This window comes from Rhizobium skierniewicense Ch11 (assembly GCF_023757665.1).
Taxonomy (GTDB): domain Bacteria; phylum Pseudomonadota; class Alphaproteobacteria; order Rhizobiales; family Rhizobiaceae; genus Agrobacterium; species Agrobacterium skierniewicense.
This window is the reverse complement of sequence record NZ_RXPG01000007.1, coordinates 91,814-118,648: the sequence shown is the minus strand read 5'-3', so window position 1 is coordinate 118,648 and position 26,835 is coordinate 91,814. Positions and strand designations below refer to the sequence as shown.

Here is a 26,835-nt window from a genome sequence, read left to right as displayed (position 1 = left end):
GCGGGGTCTCACCGCCGGAAGCTGCGATCCGCCAGGCTCTTCGCCATCAGGCGCATGGCACGCACCAGCTCGGTCTCCCGGTCGCGAAAGAACCGGGCCTGTTTGACGTTGGAAACGCGCGCCGATGGCAGCATGGGAAAGGTCACGACGGAGATTTCCCACAGATCGGCTTCCAGAATGCGGCGGATGCCACCGCGCGCGGCCTTGCCCGCCCGCACCGTCTGGAAGCCGATGGAAAGCCCGTCCAGCGCACCCGTCTTCATCAGCGAATGCACCTCCTTTGCCCGCGCCACGCTTGGCGCCAGCACACCCTCCACAAACAGGCCCCGCTCATCCTCGCGAATGGTGCGCCACGCACCAATCGGCTGCGCGGGGTCGTGCTGGTACAGCATGCGAATGCCAGCGGCACCGCGCTCTTCGATGGAGCGCCTGAAGGCTCCAGGCTCGATCACGTCGCGGCCCAGATCCACCTCGCCAAACACGCTGGCATAGCCGGAAAACGAGCCGTCAAAGGCAATGCCGCGCAGTTCCAGATTGGCAAATTTGCGCGTGGCGGGCCGCGACCCGCGATAAGCGTGCATGAAATTCTCCTGAGATTTTGAGGAAATTTGTGCTGACGGATCAGCTCAGAGCGTTTCCTTGTTAAATTGAAACGTTCTGCCGGAGCAGATTTTCGTCAGGACAAAGGCGATTGGCGAAGGGCATACCCTAAGGTACGGTCGAGCCGATCGCCTTTGTCCTGGCGGAAAGATGCCCGGCCCTCCGGGTTGGTTGAAACGGGCCATCTGCCTGCCCGGACGGCTTGGCCGTATGCTAAGGCTACGCCACGCGCCATCCGGACAAGCAGTCGATCCCGTTTGAACCACCAGAACTGTTTCCATTTAACAAGGAAACGCTCTAAAGCTTTGGCCGCGCCGAGTAGCGCTCGGCAATCCGCACCATCACGCCCAGCCCCCACCACGCGCAAAGGCTGGCAGCGGCAGAACCGGTGAGCATGATCTCCTGGCTTGAAAGCGCTGTGGAAAGACCCAGCCGCTGGGCAATCCAGAGTCCCACCGGCCCGCCGAAGATCATGCCGCACGCAAGTCCGGTCAAGAACCGGCTGGCCGCCTCGCGGTGGGTCTGCGGCAACAGATAGATCAAAGACACTCCGGCACCCGCCACGGCCCCGGTCAAGCGGGCAGCCCAGATGCTGCCCTCGTTGGCAAATTCAGACATGGGTAACCATTCCCGGTTAGAGTAGGAAAAGTTGCGCAGCGGATGCCTTGCACCCGCAATAGAATTTTTTGCGCTTTTCTCGAGTCATCGGAGCCGGTTGAGGGGAAACCTTCACAAACGGATTCCGGTTGTTGAGAGAGTGGTTGAGCGCTGCGGCTGGGTTATCTCTCCCCTTGTGGGAGAGAAAGCGATTTCAACATCTTAAGCTTGCTTAAGTGTTAGAAATCGCAAGTGAGGGGTGTTCCGCACCCTCAGCAGACCCCTCACCTGAAAAATCTATGACTTAGCTTTCAGCTAAAACCATGATTTTTCTTCCTCTCCCACAAGGGGAGAGGTACCCAGCCCTCACCCTCAATACCCCACCGCCTCCCGCTTCTCCTCGTCGTTCAGGAACCCTGCCGCCGCTACCCGCGCCCAAAGCGCATCCCGCTCGCTGGACAAGCCCGCAATCCTGTCGAGATCCGGCTCCAGCCGCAACGCACCGTCGAACAGCGGTGCCAGCCAGCCGGAAAGGCTCGCCGCCGTGCGGTTGATCAATGGCAGAACCGTCAGCCGATAGAACGCCCGGTTCGCTTCCTGATAATTCGCATAGGTGTTGTCACCGGGAATACCCAGCAGCATGGGCGGCACGCCGAGCGCCAGCGCAATGTCCCGCGCCGCGCCATTCTTGGCCTCCATAAAATCCATGTCCTTGGGCGAAAGGCCCATGCTCTTCCAGTCCAGTCCGCCCTCCAGAAGCAGCGGACGACCGGCGTTGACCGCGCCTGCGTAACCCTCCTCCAGTTCGCGTTTCAGGCGCTCATACTGGTCGGTGGAGAGATTGCCGCCTTCCTTGGGCTGATAGACCAGCGCCCCGGACGGACGGGCGGAGTTTTCCAGCAGCCGTTTGTTCCAGATGCTGGCCGCATTGTGCAGATCGAGCGCCGCGCCCGCCGCTGCCAGCGGCGAAAACCCGGCGTGGTCATCAAGCGGGTTGAACAGTTTCAGCTGTAGCAACCCCAGCCCGTCACGATCCGCCGCGATGCGCCGGGCCGCCCGGCCCTCGGCGCGGTAATCGAAGGCCGCAGCCCATCCATCGCCCCCTTCGATGATGCTGACGCGGTCCGGCCGTAGCAAATGCAGCTCGCGCAGCCGCTCCCCCACCATCAGTGGCTCGATATAGGCATTCCCGGAGAGCAGCAGATGACCATAGAGCGCCTCGAAAAAATCCGGCCCACTCATCTGTCCATTGGGGCGCGACAGCAACCGCAGCAAAGCATGCTCGCCAATCTCGTCGTCGCCTTCATACAACAACCAGCTGACAGACGCCGCAGCCTCTGCCACCATTCTGGCTGCCCGGTGCGCCACGGGGTTCTTCATGAACCCTTCGCGTGACAGCGCGCCATAACCCCGGCCAGACCAATGCGCCCGTCCCGCCTCACCAGACAGCACCAGGAACCCGCCCGCCGCCTTTTCTTCGCGCACAACCGCGCGCTCCACCGGGCGCCGCCACGGCAGGGAACCAAAAAATCGCATGGATATTTTCCTTTGAGAGAAAACAAAAAGCCACCCGTGGAGGTGGCTCAGATGGTGGGGCTGAAAGCCGACTTATCGTATCGGCACCTTCACCGCCCGATCGCTGTCGAAATCAGCCGCTACCCGCGTGTCGCGCAACGGCTTCACCGTGTTCGTAGACACCTCATAGGCCGGATCGGCCTTGTAGGCGGCAAGCGCTGCCTCGTTTTCGAATTCGCCGTAGACGATGAAATCGACCTGATTGCCCCACTGGTCTTTCTTCACGTTCTCACCAATTTCCAGTTTGAGCGCGTGGGAAATGCCGGTCAGGCCGGAAAGGCCCTTGCGCACCGCCTCGCGGTTGGCTTCTGGCACAGTGAAGAAAACGATGTGGCGGATCATGGAAGCACCTGTCATGCAAAATCTCGGGTGGAAATCGCTATCATCCCACCGCTGGCTGTTCAATCAGGGTCGCCGTCAACGCCGCGTAAAACGCCCGGCCGTAACCGGCAATCAGCGCTGCCCGGTCGGTGCCGTTGACGATGGCTCTGGCACCGTCCCAATCGGAGCGTCGGGCATCGAAATATTGCGACAGACGCCTGCCGGTAAAACTTCCGCGCAACATGCCCTCGACCAGGATGGTTGCGGACACCTGCGGCTCCATCGCCCGCTCGGGGCGCTGCACCAGGTCGATGCCGGTTACCGCAGCCATCGCCTCATAATTGCGCCTATGCGTCAGTTGAACCAGCCCGCGCCCCAGCCAGCTCTTGCCCTCGGCGTCGCGCCGCCAATAGGGCGTGCGCACCTGCCCCAGCCGCCCATCCGCATACGCCCGGTCCAGAATGCGAATGGCGGCATCGTCACTGGCAGCCAGCGTCTCGCGCACCGGCTGCATCGTCGCTGCCGTTTCGTGAAAGGCCGTTGCCAACATATAGGCCAGGTAGCGAGCATCGCCATCGGGTGCTCTATCGGCGAAGACATCGACGATCAGTTCGGTGCCCTGCACCTGCGCTGCGGTCAATCTTCCGGGAAAAGGAGCCGTGCGAATCATCGCAAAGAAACGCTGGATATCCACCACCATCATCACATGTCTCCATCATCGGTCATTAAACCTGAGGTTTTGATTTTTAAATTGCCACACCTAAATCGATTTAAAAAAATCCTAATCGATTTTATTTTGTGCGAACCGTTTTAAGGAAAAAATTTACCTTGAATTGCGGAACCTCTGGCCGCCTACTCTGTTTGACCCCGCGCAATGAACAGCGCCAACCCGCCAAGGAGGAATGCCATGACCGCGACGATCCCTCAGACGATCTACGACCGTCTCGAAAATGAATGGCGTCAGATGCGCGAAGTCAGCGCACAGACAAAACCTTCGCAGGCTCCCAAGAAGTAATTGGGTCGGGGGCGTCAGTCGCCCCCGCACCGGAATTTAAAACCGCCCGTGATAGGCCGTTATCGACCTTCGCGGGCGTTTCCCGTTTTAGTGGCACGGCGCGGCCGCATTACCTCTCCCCTTGTGGGAGAGGAAGAAAAATCACAATCTTATCTGGAAGCTAAGTCATAGGTTTTTCAGGCGAGGGGTTCGGCTTGCGCCGAAGAAAAACCTCACTTGTGATTTCTCACACGTGAGCACTGCTCAAGATGTTGAAATCGCTTCGTCTCCCACAACGGAAGAGCTTGTCAGCCGCGCCCGCCGCACCCTCGCCGGACCCCTCACATTCCCCGCACGCGTGGCTCGGTCATCGTATCCATCGCGAGCGCCGTCAGCGCCCAGACCAGCGCATCCAGCCGGTCGGGAGATTTTTTGGAGGATAGACCATCAGGTCCGAAATCGGTCATCTGGTCCTCCAGCTTTTCAAAGCGGGCCGCATGGCGCACCCGCCCCTGCTCGTAAAGTGCGGCAACGGGTTCGGCACGGGTAAACTTGCCCCTGCTTGCCCGCACCATGGTCACGGGCAGGTTGGCGTCTATGCTTTTCAGCATGGCACTCACCATCTCGCCGCCCTGGTTGACTTCCGCCACCACCCGGTCAGCCTCGAAACGATGATGCGCGGCCACCACGGCGCGTGCCCAGCCTGCCGGTGTGGCACCCTCAGCGGAGCAGTCCGCGAGAACCCAGAACCGACCATCGATACCCATTCCCGCTACCACAATGCCGCAGCAGGATCCTTCTCCACTTCCCGCCGGTGGGTCAACCGCCACCACGATCCGCGCCAGGGAATCCGGCCTGTCATCGAAAATCGCTTCGATATCCGCCCGCTTCCACAGCGCATCGCCGCGCTGGGCAATCAACTCGCCGTCCAGTTCCTGCCGCCCCAGCCGCGTCCCGCCGTAACGTTTCATCATCGCATCGATGAAGCCGGGCGAAAGATTAGCCGCATTGTCGTGGGTGCGCATCCGCACGACGCGACTGCCAGGGTCGGCCATCAGCGCCTTCAACAGCGGTATCGGCCTCGGCGTCGTAGTAATCAGCTGCTGCGGCCGGTCACCCAGTCGCAGGCCGAACTGCAGCATGTCCCAGGTTTCCTGCGCATATCGCCATTTCCCCAGCTCATCGGCCCAGGCAAAATGAAACTGCGGTCCACGCAGGCTTTCCGGGTCCTCGGAAGAGAAGATTTGCGCCATCGCCCCGTTCGGCCATATCAGCCTGCGGCGAGACGCCTCGAAATCCGGCCTCTTTCGTCGGGCGATCCGGCAGATACCGGAGACGCCGTCGATCATCACCTCGCGGGCATCTCCCAACGTTTCCGCCACCAATGCAATCCGCAGATCGGACCGCTCGCCGGCAGACGCGATGAGATGCACCCATTCGGCCCCGGCCCGGGTTTTGCCAGAGCCGCGACCGCCAACCAGCAACCAGTTGCGCCAGTCACCGTCGGGCGGCTGCTGCACGAGGCTACCCACCATCCGCCAGTCATGTCTCAACCGGAACACATGGTTTCGCTGATGTCGTTCGGCCAGCAGAGTGTCCATACGCAACCGCATTTCCTCTCTGCGCACAGTCGGATCGCCCGCAATGTGGCCGGTCAGAACGGCCTTTGCCGCTTCATTTTGCGCTTTCAGCCGTTTGCCCGTTCGCAGAAACACCGGCTGCGATAAGTTTCGCCCGCACTTTTTGCTCGACGAGCTCATCGATCCGCCTCTGGAAAAAGGCGACCGCCTCTTCATAATCCTGATTTTCCGCATCGCTTTCGGCGGCAACCTCTCGGTCGCGCGCCAATTGCCGCTGCAGCGTGTCGATCTTTTCCAGCGTGCGAACGATCAGCGACATCGCATCCGTCGCAGCCTTCACATCGGCCCGCGCCAATTTGGCCAGAGCCTCGTCAGCCGCACCATCCAGCGCCGCCCCCGCCCCTTCGCGCAACTCGCGAAAGAACCGAAACTGCTCCCGCATCTCCGTCGTCATCTCATTCATCAGCCGCCACAACCCATCCGGCCCGTCAATGGTACCGGATGCGCCGTCAGGCGACTGAGATTTGGTTTCGAGCTTTGCGGTCAACCCGTACACAGGCTTTTGCAGCCACTCGCAGTAGAGCGAGAGGTCGTCGTCGATTGTCGATGTCATGTTTTGCCTGTTGGTAAGAACATCAAACGTAGATGCAAGATCGCCCCCTCTGCCCTGCCGAGCATCTCCCCCACAGGTGGGGAGATCGAAGTGTTGAAACCTGTCGCCCATCTTAAAGGATGCAGATAAAGCAAGGAGCAAGCGTCTAGCCGATCTCCCTCCTTGTGGGGGAGATGTCCGGCAGGACAGAGGGGGAAGCCACACCCAGCAACGCTACGATGAAATAGAGACCTCACCCGCTTCAGCAGCGTCCCCACCACTCACACTTCTCCGACTATACCTAAACACTACCAAACGACCGTCACGCAGTCAAGGACTATTTTCCTATTGACCTGAAATTTATTCCGCAACTTTTCTTCCACACACCGCCGCGCCATATTACAGTATCCCCGCCAACAACCGTGAAGGAAGCAAAAACGTGAGATGGATCAGTCGCTTGGTCATACCGCTTTCCAGCACGGGCATCGTCTTCGGCACGGTGTTGCTGTGCGCGTCGCTGACGCCATCGCTGCTTCCCCGCACCTATGTCATGCAGGGGGTGCTGTGCGGTTTTTCCTTTGCCATCGGCTATCTCATCGGCGTTTTTCTGAAGGACGTCGCCATCTATCTCGGCCTGCGGCAGCCCTCGCGGCATAACAAGCGCGGTGTTCTCTTTGTCGTCTCGCTGGCGGCCATCGTCGCCGCCGTGGGGTTTCTCTGGCAGGCGGCAACCTGGCAGAACTCCATTCGCGTGCTGATGGAGCTCGACCCGCTGGACAGTGCCCACCGGTTTAAAACCGGCGCCATCGCCATCGGCGTCTCCGCCCTCCTCATCGGTTTCGGACGGTTGTTCCAGATCGTGCGACGGCTGTTTGCCCTGCGAAGCCGCCGTTTCCTGCCGCGCCCACTGGCCAATGTCGTCGGTATTGCCGCAGCCGCCGTCATCGCCGTTCTGCTGCTCAACGGACTGGTGGTGGATGTCGGCCTGCGCTTTATGGACAGCTCTCTGAAACAGGTGGACAGCCTCATCGAACCGGATGTGCCGCGCCCCTCCGACCCCTCCAAGACGGGCAGCGAAGCCTCGCTCATGCCGTGGGAATCGCTTGGTCGCCGTGGCCGCGAATTTGTCGCCACGGGTCCACACAGCGCAGACATTTCCGCCTTCACCCAACGACCCGCCATGGAACCGATCCGCGTTTACGCCGGGCTGAATGCTGGTGCGACACCGGCAGAGCGCGCCAAGCTGGCGCTGGAAGAACTCAAGCGGACCGGCGGCTTCGAGCGTGGGACACTCCTCGTCGTCGTCCCCACCGGCACCGGTTGGATCGATCCGGAAGCGATTGATACGCTTGAATATTTGCACAATGGTGATGTCGCCAGCGTGGCCGTGCAATATTCCTACCTTTCCAGCTGGATCGCTCTTCTGACGGAGCCCGATTACGGGGTGGAGACCGCCCGCGCGCTGTTCGAAGCCATCTACGGCTACTGGACGACGCTGCCCAAGGAGACCCGCCCCAAACTCTACCTGCACGGCCTCAGTCTGGGTGCGCTCAACAGCCAGAAATCGTCCGATCTTTACGATGTGCTGGCAGATCCGTTCCAGGGCGCGCTGTGGAGCGGCCCGCCCTTCTCCAGCCCCACATGGCGCATGGCCACGACAGGTCGCAACGAGGGCTCACCTTACTGGCTGCCGACCTTCCGGGATTCCTCCGTCATCCGCTTTGCCGATCAATATACCAACGCCCACAGGCCGGATAAGCCCTGGGGGCCGATGCGCATCGTCTATCTGCAATATGCCAGCGACCCCATAACCTTTTTTGAGACCGCCGCGCTTTACCGCCGCCCGGAATGGATGCAGCAACCGCGCGGCCGTGATGTTTCCACCTCCTTCCGATGGTTCCCCGTCGTCACCGAGCTGCAACTGCTGCTGGACGTCGCCGCCGCAACCACCGCGCCCATGGGCTACGGCCACGTCTACGCGCCTGAACACTACATCGACGCCTGGCTGGAAGTCACCCAACCCCAAGGATGGACACCGGACAGCATCCAGCGGTTGAAGATGTTCTTCAAAGCGAAACGGGGCAGCACGGACCCGGTGTGATAAGACGTAAGCCACAAATACGCCATCTTGCAAAACTACCCTTAAAGGGTAATATCAGTTATGGAAAAACGGCGCGCGCACTACAATCTAAAAACCATTATCGCCATCGTAAAACATCAGCGAGCAGCTGTCTTCACCAAAACCGCCATTGATGGAGGGCGGCGGATGGATTTGACGGTCGGCGAGATGATCAATGTCATTTGCGAGCTCAATACCAAGTGCCTCTACAAGTCTATGACAACCTATAACGACAACACAGTCTGGCAAGACGTCTATCATGCAGATACCCCAGGTGGCAGAGCATATATCAAGCTGACGCTTCGGACCAACGGAGCATTGGTCATACAATTCAAGGAGTTGGAGTCATGAGCGACATCTGCATGTGCTGCGATTCTGGCACAGAAATGAGCGCCTTTTCAAATGAAACCCACCGTATAGAACATCGCGGCTTGGTTACCGATGTCGAAGGCCTTTCCGGCTTTCGCTGCCCTGCCTGTTGCGAGATCGAGTATGATGCTCAAAGCGCTGAACGCTACGCCACGGCAAGTGACACACTTGTGCTGGAAGCGCGCCGCACCACCGGCGACGAGCTGCGCCGCATCCGCAAAAAGCTTGGCATCAATCAGGCGGAAGCATCGAAGCTAACAGGCGGTGGGCACAATGCCTTTTCGCGCTACGAAACCGGCAAAGTCACACCCACGCCCGCCGTCATTAATCTTTTTCGCATGCTGGAAAAGCACCCGGAAGAAGTCGAAGAGCTCAAGCGGGCCTAGGTTAGGCCCGCCCACGTCACCGCGAAATCCGTGTCGATAAAATCACCGAAGACAGCGTCCGCTCCACCCCATCCAGCGCCCCGATCCCGTCGATCAGCCGGTCGAGGTCGGCAATCGAAGGTGCCGTCAGAATGGCGATCAAGTCGAAGCTGCCGCTGACGGAATGCAGCATCGTGACCTCCTTGATGGCTGCCAGCGCCGCCGTTACACCTGCCAGCGCCTTGGGTGCGATGGTAATCAGCACATGCGCCCGCACCAGCCCGGAAAGGTAGGCGTCTGACAGCTTGATGCCGTAACCCGCGATCACCCCGTCCGCCTCCAGTCGCTCGATACGCGCCTGCACGGTGGTGCGGGAAAGGCCAAGCGTGCGGGCCAGTTCCGCCACCGGCATCCGGGCATTGTCAGCCAGCAACGAAAGCAGCGCACGGTCTTTTTCGCTGATTGGCATTCTGTATAATCCTGTTGTCGATATGCATAAATTTAAACGTCTTTCCGCGCAATGTGAAGCTACGAATCGTCTTCTAAATGCGGCATTCTGTTACCTCAATTGCATTTCTCATGGGGGACATCATGAAACACATCGTCATCATCGGCGCAGGCAATATCGGCTCGGCCATCGCATGGATGCTGGCTGTAACGGGCGATTATCGCATCACCGTCGCAGACCGTTCCGCAGACCAGCTTGCCAATGTTCCCACCCATGAACGCGTCGATACCGAGATTGTCGATATCACCGACCGTCTTGGCCTGCAGGCGCTGTTGAAAGACAAGTTCGCGGTCCTCTCTGCCGCTCCATTCCACCTCACCGCAGGCATTGCTGAAGCCGCAGTCGCTGTCGGCACCCACTATCTCGACCTCACCGAAGACGTCGAATCCACCCGCAAGGTCAAGAGACTGGCCGAGACGTCCGAAAGCGCGCTTATTCCGCAATGCGGCCTTGCGCCCGGCTTCATCTCCATCGTGGCTGCCGATCTCGCCTCGCGTTTCGACAAGCTGGACAGCGTGCGCATGCGCGTCGGCGCCCTGCCGCAATATCCGTCCAACGCCTTGAATTATAACCTCACCTGGAGCACGGACGGGCTTATCAACGAGTATATCGAGCCCTGCGAAGCCATCGTCGAGGGGCGTCTGACTGCCGTGCCTGCACTCGAAGAACGCGAGGAATTCTCGCTTGATGGCATGACCTACGAGGCCTTCAACACCTCCGGTGGTCTTGGCACGCTGGCTGCCACGCTTGAAGGCAGGGTGCGCACCATGAACTACCGCACCATCCGCTACCCCGGCCACGCCGCCATCATGAAAGCGCTGCTCAACGATCTCAACCTGCGCAACCGTCGTGATGTGCTGAAAGACCTGTTTGAAAACGCCCTGCCCGCCACCATGCAGGATGTCGTCATCGTCTTCGTCACCGTCTGCGGCACGAAAAACGGCCGCTTCATGCAGGAAACCTACGCCCACAAAGTCTATGCCGGCCCCGTCTCCGGCCGCATGATGAGCGCCATCCAGATCACCACCGCCGCCGGTATCACCACGGTTCTTGACCTGCTGAAAGACGGCAAGCTGCCGCAAAAAGGCTTCGTCAAACAGGAGGATATCGCGCTGCCAGATTTTCTGGCCAACCGGTTCGGGCAATATTACGCACCGCGTGAGGGCTTGGCGAAGGTGGGGTGAGAGCGCGAGGCTTGCTCTGTACCTCTCCCCTTGTGGGAGAGGAAGAAAAATCATGATCTTAGCTGAAGGCTAAGTCATAGATTTTTCAGGTGAGGGGTTTGCTGTAGCGCGCAAAATCGAATGGCGCAAAGCGCAAGATCGATTGGCAACAATTTTCTCTTTCTTCCAGCCAACCTTTAACCCTTCTGACATCGAACAATTGCGTCCTCAGTAGCAACGTGGTTTTTATGGCCACGTTGTCATCTGAGGAAACATAATGCCCTGGATTAAATCCGCCTATGTAGTCGCTCTTGTAGTCCCCCTGGGTTCTCCTGTGACGTCTCTTGCTGCATCACCACAAGAGAACCGTCTATCTGCTGCGCTCGTCGAGTGGTCCGTCGCCAACTGCGACACGAAGAAAATTTCAGGCTTGGTTTTCAGCTTGACGTCAATGACCGTGAACGGATCAAGCGTAAACGACATGAACGTTGCACGAGAGGCAGTTCGCAAGGGCGTCGCAGATAACTACACCTCCACTGAAGCCGCATGCGCCGATATCCTTCCCGGATTGCAAGCTGGTACTCAGTAGGGCGTTATAATCACCTCTTTCACCGTCTTACTCTTGCCCTGTCCCTGTATCGAGTAGGTGCAGTCCACTTCCTCGATCTGAAATGCCTTGAAGGTTTCGAAGACACTTTGAACGGCGTTTAAGGACATAATAAACCGGCCTTTGAGGGCCTTTAAAACGTCGGCCATTTCCGCGAAATCTTCTCGGCTGAACACTCCTGCACCATAGTCGCTCTCGTTGCCCCAATATGGTGGATCGAGATAGAAGAGCGTTCCGGGTCGATCGTAGCGCTCGATGAACTTCCGCCACTGAAGCTGCTCGATGACGACGCCTGCCATCCGTTCGTGGATGGCTTCGAGCTGCGGGGCAAGTTTCAACAAATTGAACCGAGCGCCTTGCATCGTGACGCCGAAAGTCTGACCGTCCACCTTGCCACCGAATGCGGTGCGCTGGAGGTAGAGAAAGCGCGCTGCGCGTTCGAGGTCGGTCAAGGTCGTTGGATCGACGCTTGCAAGCCGATCGAACTCTTTCCGGCTCGTGACCTGAAACCGCAGGGTATCGAGAAACTGCGGATAGTGGCGCTGAAGGATGCGGAAGAAGTTGGCCACGTCGCCGTTGATGTCGTTGACAGCTTCCATGCGCGGCTGAAGGCCACGACGAAGAAAGACGCCGCCCATTCCGACGAAGGCCTCGGCGTAGGCGTCATGGGGCGTGGCGTTGATCTTAGCGATGATGGTTTTGGACAGAATACGTTTTCCACCGATATAAGGCGCGGCAGGCATGGCCGGAGCCACCGGCATCAGATTCACCATTTCAAATATCTCTCGACTCAGTCACAGCAAACCCGCCCTGCAGGGTACGGGTGTGACAGTTATCGATTTGCGCTGTCGGATGGGTTTGGTCGCCAAACTAAGGCCCATCGCTAGGGTGTTTCGGCACCCTGGCCACCCGGTCAGAACCGGGTAGAAAGTCTTTACGTGGGCCAGTCGATCGCGTTGACGGCCGCAACCGTCTTGGCCGCTTCGACTTGAGCGTTCAGCGTTGCTAGCGTTGTCTGGCATGTGACGACGTGGGCCTTGCCATCGCTGCCCGCTCGCTGAATTTGGCTAGCGTTGTGCATCCTCCAACCCCAAGCACCAGCTTTATTCGCGCACCAAAAAGGGGTTTCCCATCCGGCCGCCAAATCGGGAAGTAGAGAACCGGTGACCGAGCCCATCATGTTGATCTGGTCGGTCACGCCGCTGGGATAGGTGTGGAGCGTACCGAGTGCTTCCGATACATAACCGCCGACAATCGCCGCTGCACAATCCCTTGTGAGGGCAGCGACCCGATCGGCTTTCAACTGATCGAGATCAATCGCATCTTCGTGCGGTGGGAACCACTCGCCATCTTTGAAGAGCCAATCGACTGAAACGTCATCCGGGCACTGAAGAAACAGCACTGCGATATCGGGATGGAAGGCGTCTGCCAACGTGACGTTGTCTGGCAGTTCGATGACTTCCACGACGGCCCCGTCCTGAATGCGCGCATAAAGCATAGTGACCTCTCAATATTGAATGATGACGCAACCGGGTGCACCTGGTGCGCCTGCTGACGAGCCCGTAGGGGAAGCAGCGCCGGAACCACCGGAGCCAAAACCAAAACCAGCGATCGCGCCACCACTAAAGGATGGAAGAATGATCGATTGTTGGTATGCAGGCGCGCCCGGACCGCCGTATGGCAGCGAGGTGTTGCCGAAGATGTAGCCACCTGAGTAACCGCCACCCCCGCTAAGATTCATCGACCCCCCTGTCGCGGTTCCACCGGTTCCACCCGCCGCGCTGCCGTTCGACCCTCCTACGCCACCGGTTGCGCTACAGAAACTGCCGAACGAAGATGTTCCGCCCGTCCCGGCAAACCCCGAATTGGACGCCGGGCCCTGCGCACCCCTCACAGCCACCACAATGATGATAACCTGACCGGGCACAACGTCGAACCAGCCCTCGCTGTAGCCCCCACCGCCACCGCCACCGCCAGCATTACTGGTGCCCGCAATACCGCCGCCACCGCCACCGCCGCCCCAAACCCGAGCAAAGACCTTGTAGATACCAACCGGAACAGTCCACGTGTACGTTCCGGGGTTGGAATAGGTCAGAATATTTTTCGGGGGAATGCGGGACAGCGCAAAGCCCATCAGGACCCACTTCGCGCCATTCCAGCCGAACGATGCCAGCTGACCGGGATAAACAGAGTTTGGCGGGATTGGCGCGCCGTCCTCGCCGACCACGGCAACGGCACCGAGGCCGTTGAGGTTGAGCGTCATGGCGTCTGTGTTGATCGCCTGTATTTTCAGGGTCGCTCTGAAGCCTGGTACGATGCTCGATGGAGTGGGGGTGAGGCTTGCAGTCAACGCGTTTGCCGTGCCGCCTGCCTCCGCATAATGCCATTTGCCCGATTGGACATCGAGCGCCAATTTCTCGATGTATGTTCCACCGATGCGCTCGAACACTCGGCCATCCGGTAAGCTTATCCCATGACCGTTAGACGGTGTGAAATAGGACCAGATCGCACCTATCCACTCTGCGATCTTACCGGCATTCCCAGCCCAAGCGCCTGTCGCATCGGCAGGGACAAGATAAGTATCGCCAAGGGCAGGAGCGGCAGGCGTGGCCGTGAGGGTCATTGAATTGATAGCGGTCCAGCGTCGGCTTTTGGCACCGGCTGACAAGCCATGAATTCTGAGGGCCTGCCAGAGCTGCGACCAGTCGGCCGCGTCGGGCACAAGACCGGCCTCTGTAACGACTCTGATAATTTCCTCTTGGACACTGTTGAGGAAAAGGTCAGTGACCTCTGTGCCAGAGACGCCGGCCACAAGGTTCTCTGATCGAAAGCCGCGTTTCCCGCCGCCAATATCGATCGTGTCAGCGCCGTTGATGCGATCCATCAGGCAACTCCATAGTTAAAGACGACATGGGTGTGCGCGGGTTTGATGCGCCGCAGCTCGCACTCGATTGAACTGATCTCGAAAGTGCCGAGGCGATGACCGGCGCGGCTGACACCGGCCCGGAACTTCACAACGCTGACGAGGCCCGGCACGTTGATGCGCCAGACGAACTGACAGCCCTGCGGTCGCAGGCGCTGACCAGCACGCAAGACACCGGCCTTGCTTGGCCAGAACTCCTCGACCGTCACCGTCGCGCCAAGTTTGGCGGCCGTCTCGATCATGTATGGGATCGATTGCCCGCCATAGGCCGTCCAGCGCTGGTGGGCGAGTTTCTGGCGCTGTTCGACCGTCAGGCCGTCAAGATCACGCCCGCAAGGATCGGGACCAAGGCAGCGCTCGAAATCAGGCAAGAGTAGATTTGCCCGACGCGGATCGGTTTCCCGCATCAGGTTTTCAGCGCCTTGCTCCACGTCGGCGATCAAGACAGCCACGGCTTCCAGGACGGCATCGAGGACGCCACCGCGCAGGCCGAGTGCCCAGCCATTTGGGAGCTTTGAAACGAGGCTTTGAAGGATGGTTGAAACGCTGCGTGCCATCTCAATCCACAAACACGATGGCGGCAGCAACCGGGTATTCGGTGCGCTCTAAGGTAAAAGGTGCTGCAGGCACGATCAGGTCATGAGCGTATTCACCCGAAGCGGACGAGATCGCCTCGGAGATCCGCGAGGGCTCGATGCGCGCTCCGATCGGGCTCTCATTCTGATCATCGTCCTCGTCGCCGATCGTGGCGATGAAGCGCTGGTAGGCGTCTGTTACGGCGGCGCGCACGATGGCGGTGTCCGGACGCAGACGGACTGCCAAAGGTATTGTGCGCAAGGTTCCGGCGACAACGATGGCGCGGGCTGTGACAGGCCGGACGCCGGTCTGGCTGGATTGCGGTCCAAGGTGGGTCTGTATCGTCTCAATCTCGGCAAGCGTCGGCTGGCGGGGATCGTTATCCTCGTCATTCATGACGACGACGACACCCAGCGAGCCAAAGCCTATCCAGTCCGGCACGATCGCGACTGCCTTGGCATCAGCCACTTGCCTCACCCACACAGGATAATCGAAGCCAGCGCCGCCGTGGGGAGCTTGGCGAATGCGGGTCAGATAGGCGGCTTTGAGTTCATCGAGCGTCTGTTCGTCAGCGCCACCGGCAAAGGAGGTGGCAACCGTAATCCGGCTGATAGCCGAGAAGGATGTGACGGTTGCAAGCCGGACACCGGTCTCAAGATTGCCGGTCACGCCCGCTTCGGAAGCGATGGCGGCCACGGTCAAAGTCCCGCCAGCCGCAATGGTCCCGCCCGCCGTGGTCAGATAAAGCGCGCCAGCGCCCGACGACAATTCGATGCCAGAAGGCAAGACGGTTCCGGCAGCACCTTCGATGAGAACGGTACCGACTGCCTTCAGCGCGCCACGCTGGGGAACTCCCCAGATGGAGGAATGCGACAGGATGGCCTCTTCAGCGTCGGCGCTGTCGGGCATGTATTGCCGTCCCCAATAGGCCTGATGGTCTTGAACCTCGCGGATTTCCGGGGCAATCGCTCGCAGGATTTGAGAGAACATTCCTCGTGCTGAATAGACAGCGCGGGAAAGGTCAATGGGATCGATGTCTGATCGGATGCGGAGGACTGCGGTTTCCAGCCTCGCGCCCATCCGCAGGAAAATTGTTTTTGCCGTGTCGATTGGCCAAACCATCAATCGACCCTCTTGCTGAGCGACACGGCGCTATCCGCAATAAGGACGCGGTAGCCGAGAACACTGGGCGCAAGCCACTGGACCTCAATCTCGGCAGGCGTGCCGGTATCGGTTTCCGCCCAGGCCAAGGCCTCGCGCAACCAGTATTCGGCCATCAGCCGGGTCGTTTCGGTTTCCTTGGCGCGATCCAGCAGCCACATTTTGGAGCCGGTCAGATCGCCGAACGGGTCGATGCCATCGCCAATCGCACCACGACGTTCGGAAAAGCTCGATGGCGTCAGGAACTGCGAGCGGGCTTCCGGTAGCGGATCATCTTCACCGGCACGACGGTCGAGGCCGACAGACAGAATGATTGGGGTGATCGGCGTCTCATCAATGGCAAGATCGCCGTTATCTGCGAGTGTGAGATCGCAGCGGCGCTTGGTGTTGTCATATGTGAGGGCGAGATCGAACATGGGCGCGAAACTATCGCGCGCGCGCAAGGCGCATCATGCCCGCGACGGCGGGCATGAGCAGCCCAGGCTGGGTAAGTATTAGGTATTATTGAGAGGTAGAGATTTCGACCACTCCAGCGGGAGCACCTTGGGGCAGCAGAATGACTATTAACTTAGGCGTCTGGAGCGCAGGCTGCCAACTCAGTCGCTCGTCGTTAGGGGAAGAAACCGAAAGCTGACGATAATCGACCGCGTGTTCAAACTGAACCACGATGGTCCGAGAAGTCGCAACCGACAATGTTTGCTGAGGACCGAACCCTAAGCTGGCACCGTTACTCCATGTGACACACCAGTATTCCACATTGTCGCTGTAAATTGCCGTAGGCATTGAAGCGTGAGCTGGAAAGCGAAGGCGCAGTAAAGCTCTTTTGGAAATTGGTTCAGGTGGCTGAGAATCAGCTTTCTTCCTGTCAAACCTGATTGCGAGCCAATGAGACCAGGCACCGCAAAACAGGCCAAAAAAGAACGCAACCAAAGGCCAGTAAAAAGCTGATTGAGTGACCGCTGTCATGGCCTGTGTCAACTTTCCATTCGGATCGTTATACAAACCATTCTGCTCGCCGAGTTTGACGGCAAATTCGCCAACCACCGGCAGAAGCAGTATCGTAAATAGCCAGGATAGGATCCTGCGTAAGTTCTTCGACATATGAAATTTGTAGCTGACGCCCAAGGCATTTGGCGAGTCCTTTCTCTACTTCTCGGTGTAGCTCAGCCGCTTACTGGTGGATTAGTTTTGGCACCACCACGCGTGACACCGTCATGGACATGCGTCTTGTCGATCGGCACCCCATCGTGCCAGATGCTACCGCCGTCGAAGTGGAACCCTGCGGCGTCGATGGTAAGGGAAATACCGCCTACCTTCAGAGCAACGGAATTGGCGGCAGTGACTTCGATGCCACCACCAGCTCGGACAACAACTCTATCTCCGAACTGATTATAAAGTGCCGCATCGCCAGCATCTAGACCGCTGAGACGAGACGACGGGTTGCCGATCGGCAAGACAATCATGTCGCCTTCGTCGCCACCCACCGCGATGGCGATGGCTAATCCGCCATCCTCGGGTGCCGAGCTGGTCATACCATATTGCTGCGCCACCTCGACATTGTCGCGCCAGATGCCATCGGCAACCTCGATCGAGGCGGTTTGCGCCTCGCCATCATCGCGGATGTTTTTGATGGAAACGCGCCGGACCAGGCCGCGCACTTTCGATAGCAGTTCGCGATTGCTCATAAGGCCTCCGCCGATCCGTCCAGAGACGTGGATGCCTTGCTGGATGTCTTGCTTTTCTGGTTCTTGCGTCGGTTGCCCACCGGTCCCTTGTCGAAAGCTTCAGGGCTGACGACACTGAGTTCAGTTATTCGACCAGCACTGTCTTCGGCAAAGCGTGTGCGGGAAATCAGCATGTCGCGCTCGACATCCTGAAACGCATCAGAGACGTAAGTGAGCTGGTTGACCGTCCAGAGCTGCCCGTTGGCGATAAAGCCCTTGACCGTATACGTCATTTCCTCGCTCTCGGCCCGTGCCGTGCGGCTTCGCCAGTCGGCCTCGTCCTGGGCAGACGTGGTGTCGGCCTTGGACCGTGCCAGATGAACGATCGGACGATAGCGGGTAATCTCATCATCCTTGGCGCGGCCGGTCGCGGCGGTTCCCTTGCGTTCCTGCTCTGTCGCCGACCCACTGCCCGGATTGCGCCCGCCGGTTCCGATCGGTTCGGCCGTCACATCCAGCTTGCCCTTACCGCGCTCCTTGCCTGCCTTCTCGCCCTGGCCTCGCACCGTTGTTTCCGAGAATCGGTTCTCGTGGCTGTACTCGGCGCCGGAGGATAAGACGTTGCCTGGAAGAACCAGATGCGCGGGCGCGCGTGTCGCACCGGTGCGCGTGATCACGACGCCGCCTATGCCATCGGACAAGACAAGGGCATGGCGACTTCTGGCACCCTTTTCGATGGCGCTGAAAGCGGTCTCGGCAAGATCGACTGAATAGCGGCCAAAGGGCTCGCCCGTGTCGATCTCCGAGCGGACGGACATGCCGAAGGGTTCAGCGATGCGCTTGGCGGCATCTTCCAGCTTGACGTTGTTGAACTCGGCCACGTCCTTCATGGCGGCGCAATCGATCAGATCGCCGCTTTTGTCGCGGCCGGAGATCGTGACGCTGATCTGCCGATCGCTGATGTCAGGCCGCACCTTCTCCAGCCAGCCCTTCAGCACCGTGCGGCCATCGATACGAATGACGACTTCCGGTCCCGGCCGCAGCTTGTAGGGCGCGCCCGCCGAGGCGTAACGGAGCGCTTGCTTCGAGCGAACACGGTCGCGGAAGGTGAAGGAAAAGGAACCGGCGAAGTCCTTTAGATCGCGGGTGACTTCGCCGGAAAGCCACTGGTCATATTGGACGCCGTCGATGAAGAGCGTGATGCCTTTTGTTTTCACAGGCCTAACTCCTCAAGAAAGGAATCGAGACCGGCAGGCTTTTCCGCGTTCATGACGCGCACCTTGATCTCGGCGTCCCAATGGGCGATCAGGCGATCGCTCCATGTCCGACCAATATTGCGCATGCGGATAAGTTTCAGCTCATCCGATGTCTTGGTGATACGGCGCTCCCATTTGCGGATCTGCTTCCAAAAGAAGCGATGGCTATCCTTGACTGCCTGCGGTAGCGCCTTGAAGCACTTCCCACAAATCATCTCGCCTGGGTATTTATCGGCCGGTGCAGTTCTTTTGCAGCAAGGGTTGATGCAACGCGTACGGTTTGCCAGCATCAGCGGATATCCAGCAGTTCAACCGCGCCCGCCTCGATCGAGGCCGGATGTCGCGGATCGTTGCGCGAAACGATGTCCCGATAGACCGCTTCCATGCGGGCCGGATCGTCGCCTGCGACGTGGAGCGCAAGCGCCCATGCGTCGATGTTTCGCTCCGGCCGGAAGGTCAAAACGTCTGGCAGACGACCAATCACCTCGTTGATGTCGATAACGATGGCGACGCTGAGTTCCCGCGCACGTCTCACCAGGACAGATGTCTCTGCCTGGAACATCGTGGTGCCGAAGGTTTCGAGCTGCTCGATAACGTCGTCCAGGGCGGACGTCACCCGCGCCCGAAATGCCAGCGCTTCGCGCCGTGAGGCATAAGCCGCATAGGATGATTGCGCGCAGGCGGCAGCTATGAAGCGCACGGCCGCTGAGATCAGCAAGGCCCGATCGATGTCGGAAGGTGCCGCTACCGACGAGGCGGTGGTGGCAACCGCCACATCTAGGCCGATGGTCATCAGGCTTTGCGATGTTGCAGGCACTTCGGCCTGTGCAGCGGCTGCGGGTGCAACTGCTGGCACCTCGCTGATTGTTTCGATGACCTTGGCAGCACTTTCCACCCAAGCGGTGAATGCCACGGGCGTGCCGGGCGTGCTGGCAGATAGTGCCGTGACGATCTGCGGGACAGCTCTTGCCGATCCCGAGGCGGGCGTGGTGGACGATACAGCCGCTGTGACGATCCGGGTCGATCGGGTGACGGCTGCTGTGCGAGCCGACGAAATGACACGGGTTCCGACTGCCCCCGACAGGATCGATGCCGCCGACATGATGGTGGCGATCGCAGAGGTGAGGTTGGAAGCAAGCGACGACAGGCCCCCGGCAGAGCCTGTCGGTATGCGCTTGAACGATGCGTTGATCCTGACCACGCGCAGCTCGCGGGCGGAAAAGCTGATCTCGGCAGGCTCTTCGAGCATGACCTGCATGGGGCCAAGCCATGGATGCACGAGCATTCCCGGTCCCGGCTTTTCAAACGCGGCCTTGAACACCAGAGCCCGCGCCAGATAATCGTCGGAAATGACCAGGGCATCAATGGTGACGACAGACGGCAGAAGGCCGAAGTCATCGTAGGCAGGGGCATCGACGCCGGGAAACAGATATTCGAGAACGCGGCGTCCGTTTTCCGTGCTCGTGTCGGCCACAAACAGCGAGAGCCCGCGATACATGCAGGGCAACAGGCCGGGCAGTTTGTCGAGGCTGTCGTAGAACATCACTCACGCCCCGTAACGCGACCGGTGTTGGCCTTGAGCGGCACATTCGGATTGTCGCTCTGTGCGCCAGTAACGGTCGCACCATTCGATCCTGTCACCGAGATCGAGCCGTTGACCTCCACCTGTGTCTTTCCGCCTGGCTGCGCAGGCAGCGCATTATTGTTGGCTGGCTGATCGCCGCCGTCAGGACCTCCCCCACCAAAAAGATTTGGCATCCAGGACGGTTTTTTGATCACGGATGATAGATCGATATTTCCGATCGCTGCCAGAATAGCATCCGGTAGCCCCTTGAACCACGCAATCAGCTCATCAAATTTGCTGATGATACCGTTGATCATCTGCTGCCCAGCCTGAACACCGGCACTGTAGAAATCACCCGGCAACGCCTTCACCGATGCCACGAACTTGCCGATGCCGTCCGATGCGTCTTTCCATGCCTGGGAAACACCTTTGGGAACGAGGCTTTCCCAACTGATCTTTCCCTCGGCCAGATCGGCCATCGTCTTTACCAACTGGGCGATCGCCTCCGCGACATTCTTGATGGTGAACGTCACGACATCAAGGCCACCGCCAGCAAAGCTGCCGAGCCATTCGAAGACGCTATTGGCCTTGCCCGTATCGACGCCAGTCAATGCGCCGAGCGCCCTGCCGAGCCGCCATAGACCGCTCGCAATGTCCGTGATCGCTTTGACCGTTCCGCCAACGTTCTCGCCGATCGACGGCAGCGAAATCGCGAAACCCGTTCCAAAAGATTTCAGGCGATCCCATGCGCCGGAAAGACTGGTCAAGACCAATTCCAAAGACTTGATCGCGGCAAGCTTTGCACCGTCTATGTCGACACCGGAGAGATCGAACTGGAGACCCTTCGAGAAGCCTTCAAAGAGGCCTCGAAGATTGTTTAAGCCACCTTTGATGTCTCCCATGGCACGACTAAGACCGGCACGCACAGTCGGGCCGTACCGATCCGCCATCTCGCGCCCGGCAGCAACAATCCGGGTACCTTTCTCGCGGACGGTATCGGCCAGTTGGGAAAATCCGGTTTTCGCCCGATCCCAAAGCCGCATCAGTCGTGGTCCGTAGCTGCCCCAATTTTTGTAGATATGCGCTGCGCCTAACCCCAGCGCCGCGATCGTCAAGCCGACTGGACCGAGCAATGCCGCCAGCATGCCTAGCCCGGCCGCGATCACCGGCAGGATGACGCCAAGCGCACCGATGCCAGCAGCGACGAGGATGGCAACACCGGCAAAAGCGATACCCTGCTTGACCATGCCGCCCGTGCTGGCGTCCAGCTCGCGCATCCATTTGAGGCCATCCATCAGGTAGCCGTTGATCATCGGCATCCATGTGCCGAAGGCGAGACCAACCTCACGGCTGGCCTGCTGGCCGATTTCCCCGAACGTGATCAGTTGCCGATTGAGCCCCTGCATCTGGGTTTCGAAATCGCCATCGATGACGCCACCGGTTGCCTTTGCGACCTCGTCCTTGATCCGCTTGAATTCATCGACGTTGGTCAGAAACGGGATAAGGAAGTCCATCACCTGCATGTCGGAGAACAGCCCGCCGAGCGCACCAGCGCCGTGGATTTGTTCGAGCTGCTCGCGAACGAAGCCGAGCGCGTCGGCACCTTCCAGACCCGACGCCTTGGCCTTCTGCATCAGTTTGTCGATCTCGGTACCGGAGACACCCGTCAGTTTGACGATCTTCTGCATGACGGCTTCGATCGGGTTGATGCCCTTCGTCGCGGCATCCTTCATGACCGCCTCGATGTTCACGCCCGCCTCGGCAAAGCTCTTGATCGTCGCAGGTGCGAGGATTTTGGACAGAAAGTTTTTAAGGTTGTTGGCAGCTTCTGCGGGATCGGCCGTGCCTTTGCGGGCAATCTGGAGGGCAGCACCAAGGAAGTTGACGGCTTCGCGGCCGGTCACGCCAAACTTCGCCATCTGCGATGTCAGTGTCGGGAAATACCGCGCCATGTCCTTCAGCTCGAACGCGCCTTCCTTACCTGCAACGACAAGCGCACCAAGTGAGTTCTCCAGCTGGTCGGCAGGAACCTTCAGTGTCTGAAGCAGCGACGTGGCGACCGCCGACATATCGCTGAACTCGGCGTTGGCTGCGGTCGCGGCCTTGCCGATGATTCCGATGGAAGCATCGATTAACGATCGGTCCACACCGGCCGCGATCATCTGGCCAGCGCCAGACGCGATGATGTCAGAGGTTTGCCCGACGATCAGCGCCAGCTCTTCGTACTGAGCCTTCGCTTGGTCTACGAAATTAAAGGCAGCTTGATTGGTGAGATTAGCCGTTCCCGCTATGTCGAGGAGTTGCTGCTGGAAGGCAGCAGCTTCTTTCATCGGCCCCATGAAGGAGATGGCCGCGACAGCCGCGCCAACAATGCCGATTTTCCGGGCGAAGCTTGAGATGCCTTCTAGGGCGCTACGAATACGACGCAAAGGACCGGAAAGCATGTCGCGCATGCGCACGATCACATCAAGGTTCATGTTCCGATTGGCCACAGCGCGCCCCGCTCAAATTAGGGGCCAAACTATCGCGCACGCGCAAGCCTGATCATGCCCGCCAGCGCAGGCGGGCATGACTTAAGGTTTCGACATTTCACTGACGTGGTTTCGGTATGCCATGATGCAGTTCCACCAGAACCGCAACTCATCTATCGTCATGGCGTCAATTTCGGCAGCGCTGAAGCCGGAGCCATCAGCGACACCGCCTGTCATTATCGGCCACTCTTTGGGCCATTGTTCAAAAAATGGTTGAGTACCTTCGCACTGTCATTGATGTCCTTTGCGTCCATCCTGTCGAATAACGCGTTCATCACGACTTGAGTGATTTTTGTCGAACGTGAGAAAGCGACCACTGACATGGACTCTTCCGACGCTGCGGAAACGGCTCGGGTGTCAGCGCCGTTCAGACGATGAAACGTCAAGCTGTCATAGGTGGTTTCTTTGATCTTCCCACCTTTTTGCGTGCGCAAAGTCTTGGGGTAGGCAAGCGGCAAGGTTACGGTGCCATCTTTGTTAAGGACGGCATGCGGTGGCAGCTTGTCCAGTGGGTGCTCGTCCTCATTGATGATGTCGGGGTCCAAGGCAGGATCAATGATGCCCACTGTGTCCTCATCGATGACACTGGTACCGTCATTATCGGCGTTCACCAAGCCTGCCGCCTGACCCTCGTCAAGATCGATATCAACACTGTTTGTAATCTTCGTTCCCATTATAGAATTTCCTCTGGCGAAGACGCCGCCCACTTGAGTTCGATCTTGCCGCCTTCGCCGCCAGTGACTTCCGACCTGTCGTCGACGAGGAAGGCGTCGTTAAAGACGAGAGTCTGGCCGGTGTCGCACACGACCTGCAATTCGCCCTCACCGGGATCGAGCAGGTTGCCAAGCCGCTGACCGGCTTCCAGATGCGTGGTGGCCGAGATTTCGGAGCCTTGATACTCCTGCGCCCGGCCGACCTTGCGGCCATAGGTAACGGCATTGTTCTTGATGCCGCCCATCCTGAATTTTGCGCCTTTCTCAACTGGCAGGTTACGTCCCCGCCAGATGATATCGACGATGCCCAATACCTGTGTCATCGTTTAAAAATCCCCGTTAAACCTGAAATTCCAGAGCGCCAGCAAACACCATCAGATTGCCGACGATGCGGACCTGCTGGACGCTATCAAGGCGGTTGCGGTCATCGCCGTTACGTTCGAACCGGCTCTCGCGCAAAGTCTTTTGAACGTCTTCGATCCAGACCTTTTCGCCGTAGAGCTTGCACCGTGCCGCCCACGATCCGGCCATGCGCTTCGGTGTGACGACCGATGTGCCTGCATCCTCATCGTCATCAATGCGGGACGCGAAGGCACCGGCACTGTCGTCATCGGCCAGCTTGGAACGCGGATACATGAGGCCGACATAGGCCGACCAGTCGTAGCGAATGCGGCTCATGGTCATCGGCACCATGATGTCCAGCCAGGCGCGATCGGCAATGCCGAGGTTGGTCTGTTTGTAAGTCGTGATCATGCGCGAAATGGTCACGCTGCCATCGGACAAATGATCGAAAGTCGAGATACCGTTGCGCAGCAGCAGATCGTTTTCTTCGTCCAGGAACTGATCAGCCTCGTCGGGAGCCTCCACGCCGGGCAACACCAGGGAGCGCAACTGGCGAGCCGGATCGGCCGTCAGATAGAACGAAGCGACACCAAGCGCCGAGGCCGCGATTGCCCAGGCTGGCGTTGGGCTTTTCTTCAGACCACCTGTCGTCAGGAAAGCACTGTTCGTCAGATTGCCGAAGGTGGTGAGCTGGCCATATGTCCCGGCCTTGAACACGAAGGCGTGGCAATCCAGCTTCGATGTCGCAAGGTAGCGCTGGCGCAGCCACTCGACTGTCTTGGTGACGTTGGTGGTGTCGGACCATGGGTGCGTGATCTTGGTGAACCATGTCGTCGTCAGAGCATCGAGCACTGCCTGAATATCAGGATTGCCGGAGCCTCCCGCCATCGGCACGACGGTAACGGTCAGTCCCTGCGGTAAGGGCTGAGCCTTGGTATCGACGCGCAGATCGATCTCATTGCCAACTTCACCGGCGTGACGAGAGGTCACGGTGACGACGCCAGCAGCCGAGGCGGCGGTTGCCACCATGTCGCTATCGGCGTTGATCGCGGCGGCAAGCTTTGCCGCCAGTGCGGCGATGTTGTCCGTGGCGATCGCGGTCATGCGAACCTGCCGTCCACCGATCTTGAAGCGAAGCACCAGGGCGCTTGCGACGTTGCCCGCAAAGGTGAACGATCCCGTCGCCTTCACGCCGTCAGCATCGTCGGCAAGCGCGGTGACGAATAGCGGCGTATTGCGGTTGGCCTTCTTGAAAAAGGCGACCTGCTCCGCGCCGATCGAGCCACGGCCGAACAGGGAAATACCCTCGTCGGCGCGGGTGATTTCGCGAATGACGCCGGGTGCCAGCGTTCCCGAGGCAAGTCGCTGGCCAATGATGCAGACCTTTTCAGGCCAAGGCAGAACGCCGACATTGCGGTAGTTTGCCCGGATTTCCAGCAGGACGGCCGGTTCAAGTCTATCGACCGGGATTTCGTTGAAATCCATTACTTGGTCTCCTCGGTTTTCTTCGCGACTTCACGCGGCTTTACGATCAAATCGCCGTCCGCAATGCGACGGCGGGTGAAGTGGGTTTGCGGGTCTTCCATGCCCTCGGCTGGCCACAGCGAGCCGTCGGGTTGATGGACAGTGCGGCCCTCGGCCGCGACGAGTGTTTTGGTGGCCATGGCCGTTGTTACTCCTGCGGTGTTTCGATGGTGTCGGTGAAATCGTCGCCAGCGCCTGGCATCGCCCAGGTGATGCCAAGCCCCTTGAAGTCTTCAGGCGTCATCTTGCCGGTTGCAGCTGCTCGGCACGCAAAGCTGAAGGTGAAGTCGAGCTGACTGATTGCGATGTTGTCATCGCTCCAGCCATCGGCAATCACACTGTTGGCCAGCGTGACGTTCGTCGTTCCTTGCCCCTGAAAGCTCACGCCCTGGAGAAGGACGGCGGCGACATCGACCATGGCATCCATGCCGATATCTCTGCGGTCGCCCTTAAAGCGGGCTTCATGGCCGCTCGAAACCTTGTTTACGAGGATAAGCCGCCACAGCATGTTGCCTTTGAGCATTCGCCCGTTGTCGCCATCCGCCTTCATGCCGGTCCACGCGAGACCGAGGAAGGGCGTAAGTTTGGCAATGCGCTGAAACTCGGTCAGGCTCATCGTCTGCGGCACGCGCTCGATCGTGAAAGTCTTTGTCGGGAACGCAATCCGAAGTCGCTCGACAATGAGCGGTTCCTGATTGCGGATCGGCATCAATGGAAAGCTATCCATCAAAACCCCCGCAATGTGTCTGAGGTGACGATGCGTTGGCGGTCAGAAATGCGTGGCCCAGAACCGACGCTGTCGCCGCCTGTCACGGTGGCAAGCGGAATGTCGAGATGCACGATTTCCTTGGCGATGTTCTCCAGCCATTTAATGACTTCGGCTTTGCCCTTGGTCATTTCATCTGACGGACTGGACCGCTCCGTGTCTGCCAGATCGTGGCGGGCGATCACGCAGGCGGCGCGCACGATGTCTTTGGGCGGGGCCGCGATCGGAACGAGGTAGCGCCCGCGAATATAGCTGTTGATCAGCGCGGTGGCATCTTCCAAGGCCGTGTTGACCTTCGCCTCGTCTGGCACCGAGGTCTCACGATCCTCCGGATTGGACAGGCGCACGATCTGCACCTCTCCAAAGCGGGCGATCATATCGGTGACAGTGGCGTACATGGAATGCTCCTGGTGAAGTGCGGCGGG

Annotated in this window: 31 protein-coding genes; 4 read left to right on the top strand and 27 right to left on the bottom strand. The window is 59.2% G+C overall.

What is annotated here, in order from left to right; all coding sequences use genetic code 11:
* Positions 1-8 precede the first annotated feature (8 nt).
* The 7 genes from EKM04_RS07555 to EKM04_RS07525 all read right to left on the bottom strand — a co-directional run bounded on the left by EKM04_RS07555 (position 9) and on the right by EKM04_RS07525 (position 6,280).
* Positions 9-581 carry an HK97 family phage prohead protease gene (locus EKM04_RS07555; protein ID WP_183897052.1) on the bottom strand — a complete coding sequence of 191 codons (573 nt, stop codon included), beginning with the start codon at positions 579-581 and terminating at the stop codon, positions 9-11.
* 316 nt (positions 582-897) lie between these two features.
* Entirely contained in the window at positions 898-1,218 is a 321-nt protein-coding gene (locus tag EKM04_RS07550) for a DUF6107 family protein (RefSeq protein WP_183897053.1), read from the bottom strand.
* Positions 1,219-1,569: 351 nt separating this feature from the next.
* Positions 1,570-2,733 (bottom strand): phage portal protein, encoded by a 1,164-nt coding sequence (locus tag EKM04_RS07545; RefSeq protein ID WP_183897054.1) that lies wholly within the window; start codon positions 2,731-2,733, stop codon positions 1,570-1,572.
* A 72-nt stretch (positions 2,734-2,805) separates the two neighbouring features.
* A complete protein-coding gene (locus tag EKM04_RS07540; RefSeq protein ID WP_174152777.1) occupies positions 2,806-3,114 on the bottom strand; it encodes a Dabb family protein in 309 nt (102 codons plus the stop codon).
* A 40-nt stretch (positions 3,115-3,154) separates the two neighbouring features.
* Positions 3,155-3,793, bottom strand: a complete 639-nt coding sequence (locus EKM04_RS07535) for a hypothetical protein (RefSeq protein ID WP_183897170.1) — start codon at positions 3,791-3,793, stop codon at positions 3,155-3,157.
* 635 nt (positions 3,794-4,428) lie between these two features.
* Entirely contained in the window at positions 4,429-5,688 is a 1,260-nt protein-coding gene (locus EKM04_RS07530) for a DNA-packaging protein (RefSeq protein ID WP_183897171.1), read from the bottom strand.
* A 73-nt stretch (positions 5,689-5,761) separates the two neighbouring features.
* Complete coding sequence (locus tag EKM04_RS07525; RefSeq protein ID WP_183897055.1) at positions 5,762-6,280, bottom strand: hypothetical protein; 519 nt, start codon at positions 6,278-6,280, stop codon at positions 5,762-5,764.
* Between the two features lie 418 nt (positions 6,281-6,698).
* On the opposite strand from EKM04_RS07525, the gene EKM04_RS07520 reads away from it, so the two are divergent.
* The 3 genes from EKM04_RS07520 to EKM04_RS07510 are packed head-to-tail and all read left to right on the top strand — an operon-like array spanning position 6,699 to position 9,133.
* Positions 6,699-8,360 carry an alpha/beta hydrolase gene (locus EKM04_RS07520; RefSeq protein WP_412762982.1) on the top strand — a complete coding sequence of 554 codons (1,662 nt, stop codon included), beginning with the start codon at positions 6,699-6,701 and terminating at the stop codon, positions 8,358-8,360.
* Between the two features lie 60 nt (positions 8,361-8,420).
* Entirely contained in the window at positions 8,421-8,729 is a 309-nt protein-coding gene (locus EKM04_RS07515; RefSeq protein WP_183897056.1) for a type II toxin-antitoxin system MqsR family toxin, read from the top strand.
* Entirely contained in the window at positions 8,726-9,133 is a 408-nt protein-coding gene (locus tag EKM04_RS07510; protein WP_183897057.1) for a type II toxin-antitoxin system MqsA family antitoxin, read from the top strand. The genes EKM04_RS07515 and EKM04_RS07510 overlap by 4 nt, the downstream gene beginning before the upstream one ends.
* Before the next feature lie 16 nt (positions 9,134-9,149).
* Here the strand turns inward: EKM04_RS07510 and EKM04_RS07505 are convergent, their stop codons facing one another.
* Complete coding sequence (locus tag EKM04_RS07505; RefSeq protein WP_183897058.1) at positions 9,150-9,581, bottom strand: Lrp/AsnC family transcriptional regulator; 432 nt, start codon at positions 9,579-9,581, stop codon at positions 9,150-9,152.
* A gap of 122 nt (positions 9,582-9,703) precedes the next feature.
* Between EKM04_RS07505 and EKM04_RS07500 the strand changes: the two genes are divergently transcribed.
* The gene (locus EKM04_RS07500) at positions 9,704-10,804 is read left to right on the top strand and encodes a saccharopine dehydrogenase family protein (protein WP_183897059.1); all 1,101 of its coding nucleotides are present in this window, start codon (positions 9,704-9,706) and stop codon (positions 10,802-10,804) included.
* Between the two features lie 561 nt (positions 10,805-11,365).
* On the opposite strand, the gene EKM04_RS07495 is transcribed toward EKM04_RS07500, so the two are convergent.
* From EKM04_RS07495 to EKM04_RS07410, 19 genes are all read right to left on the bottom strand, one after another.
* Positions 11,366-12,163 carry a DNA adenine methylase gene (locus EKM04_RS07495; RefSeq protein ID WP_183897060.1) on the bottom strand — a complete coding sequence of 266 codons (798 nt, stop codon included), beginning with the start codon at positions 12,161-12,163 and terminating at the stop codon, positions 11,366-11,368.
* Between the two features lie 161 nt (positions 12,164-12,324).
* On the bottom strand, positions 12,325-12,888 hold the full coding sequence (locus EKM04_RS07490; RefSeq protein ID WP_183897061.1) for a DUF4376 domain-containing protein: 564 nt from the start codon (positions 12,886-12,888) through the stop codon (positions 12,325-12,327).
* Positions 12,889-12,897: 9 nt separating this feature from the next.
* Positions 12,898-14,274, bottom strand: coding sequence for a DUF2793 domain-containing protein (locus EKM04_RS07485; RefSeq protein ID WP_183897062.1), 1,377 nt, complete (start codon positions 14,272-14,274; stop codon positions 12,898-12,900).
* Positions 14,274-14,870, bottom strand: coding sequence for a YmfQ family protein (locus tag EKM04_RS07480; protein WP_183897063.1), 597 nt, complete (start codon positions 14,868-14,870; stop codon positions 14,274-14,276). Before EKM04_RS07480 ends, EKM04_RS07485 begins: the two co-directional genes overlap by 1 nt.
* Position 14,871: 1 nt before the next feature.
* On the bottom strand, positions 14,872-16,011 hold the full coding sequence (locus EKM04_RS07475; RefSeq protein WP_183897064.1) for a baseplate J/gp47 family protein: 1,140 nt from the start codon (positions 16,009-16,011) through the stop codon (positions 14,872-14,874).
* Positions 16,011-16,493 (bottom strand): phage GP46 family protein, encoded by a 483-nt coding sequence (locus EKM04_RS07470; protein ID WP_234910987.1) that lies wholly within the window; start codon positions 16,491-16,493, stop codon positions 16,011-16,013. The genes EKM04_RS07475 and EKM04_RS07470 overlap by 1 nt, the downstream gene beginning before the upstream one ends.
* A 58-nt stretch (positions 16,494-16,551) precedes the next feature.
* Positions 16,552-17,175, bottom strand: a complete 624-nt coding sequence (locus EKM04_RS07465; protein ID WP_183897065.1) for a hypothetical protein — start codon at positions 17,173-17,175, stop codon at positions 16,552-16,554.
* A 38-nt stretch (positions 17,176-17,213) separates the two neighbouring features.
* Positions 17,214-17,735: a phage baseplate assembly protein gene (locus EKM04_RS07460; protein WP_183897066.1), complete on the bottom strand. Its 522-nt coding sequence runs from the start codon at positions 17,733-17,735 to the stop codon at positions 17,214-17,216.
* On the bottom strand, positions 17,732-18,931 hold the full coding sequence (locus tag EKM04_RS07455; protein ID WP_183897067.1) for a phage baseplate assembly protein: 1,200 nt from the start codon (positions 18,929-18,931) through the stop codon (positions 17,732-17,734). The genes EKM04_RS07460 and EKM04_RS07455 overlap by 4 nt, the downstream gene beginning before the upstream one ends.
* Positions 18,928-19,260 carry a hypothetical protein gene (locus EKM04_RS07450; protein ID WP_183897068.1) on the bottom strand — a complete coding sequence of 111 codons (333 nt, stop codon included), beginning with the start codon at positions 19,258-19,260 and terminating at the stop codon, positions 18,928-18,930. Before EKM04_RS07450 ends, EKM04_RS07455 begins: the two co-directional genes overlap by 4 nt.
* Positions 19,260-20,513, bottom strand: a complete 1,254-nt coding sequence (locus tag EKM04_RS07445) for a DNA circularization N-terminal domain-containing protein (protein WP_183897069.1) — start codon at positions 20,511-20,513, stop codon at positions 19,260-19,262. The genes EKM04_RS07450 and EKM04_RS07445 overlap by 1 nt, the downstream gene beginning before the upstream one ends.
* Complete coding sequence (locus EKM04_RS07440) at positions 20,513-23,026, bottom strand: phage tail tape measure protein (protein ID WP_183897070.1); 2,514 nt, start codon at positions 23,024-23,026, stop codon at positions 20,513-20,515. Before EKM04_RS07440 ends, EKM04_RS07445 begins: the two co-directional genes overlap by 1 nt.
* Before the next feature lie 81 nt (positions 23,027-23,107).
* Positions 23,108-23,242, bottom strand: a complete 135-nt coding sequence (locus EKM04_RS22905; protein ID WP_268842313.1) for a hypothetical protein — start codon at positions 23,240-23,242, stop codon at positions 23,108-23,110.
* Complete coding sequence (locus EKM04_RS07435; RefSeq protein WP_183897071.1) at positions 23,242-23,739, bottom strand: phage tail assembly protein; 498 nt, start codon at positions 23,737-23,739, stop codon at positions 23,242-23,244. The genes EKM04_RS22905 and EKM04_RS07435 overlap by 1 nt, the downstream gene beginning before the upstream one ends.
* Positions 23,739-24,101: a phage tail tube protein gene (locus EKM04_RS07430; protein ID WP_183897072.1), complete on the bottom strand. Its 363-nt coding sequence runs from the start codon at positions 24,099-24,101 to the stop codon at positions 23,739-23,741. The genes EKM04_RS07435 and EKM04_RS07430 overlap by 1 nt, the downstream gene beginning before the upstream one ends.
* Before the next feature lie 16 nt (positions 24,102-24,117).
* Entirely contained in the window at positions 24,118-25,605 is a 1,488-nt protein-coding gene (locus EKM04_RS07425) for a phage tail sheath subtilisin-like domain-containing protein (protein WP_183897073.1), read from the bottom strand.
* Entirely contained in the window at positions 25,605-25,784 is a 180-nt protein-coding gene (locus EKM04_RS07420; RefSeq protein WP_183897074.1) for a DUF2635 domain-containing protein, read from the bottom strand. Before EKM04_RS07420 ends, EKM04_RS07425 begins: the two co-directional genes overlap by 1 nt.
* 8 nt (positions 25,785-25,792) lie before the next feature.
* Positions 25,793-26,371, bottom strand: coding sequence for a hypothetical protein (locus EKM04_RS07415; protein ID WP_183897075.1), 579 nt, complete (start codon positions 26,369-26,371; stop codon positions 25,793-25,795).
* Entirely contained in the window at positions 26,371-26,808 is a 438-nt protein-coding gene (locus EKM04_RS07410; RefSeq protein ID WP_183897076.1) for a gp436 family protein, read from the bottom strand. The genes EKM04_RS07415 and EKM04_RS07410 overlap by 1 nt, the downstream gene beginning before the upstream one ends.
* Positions 26,809-26,835 lie beyond the last annotated feature (27 nt).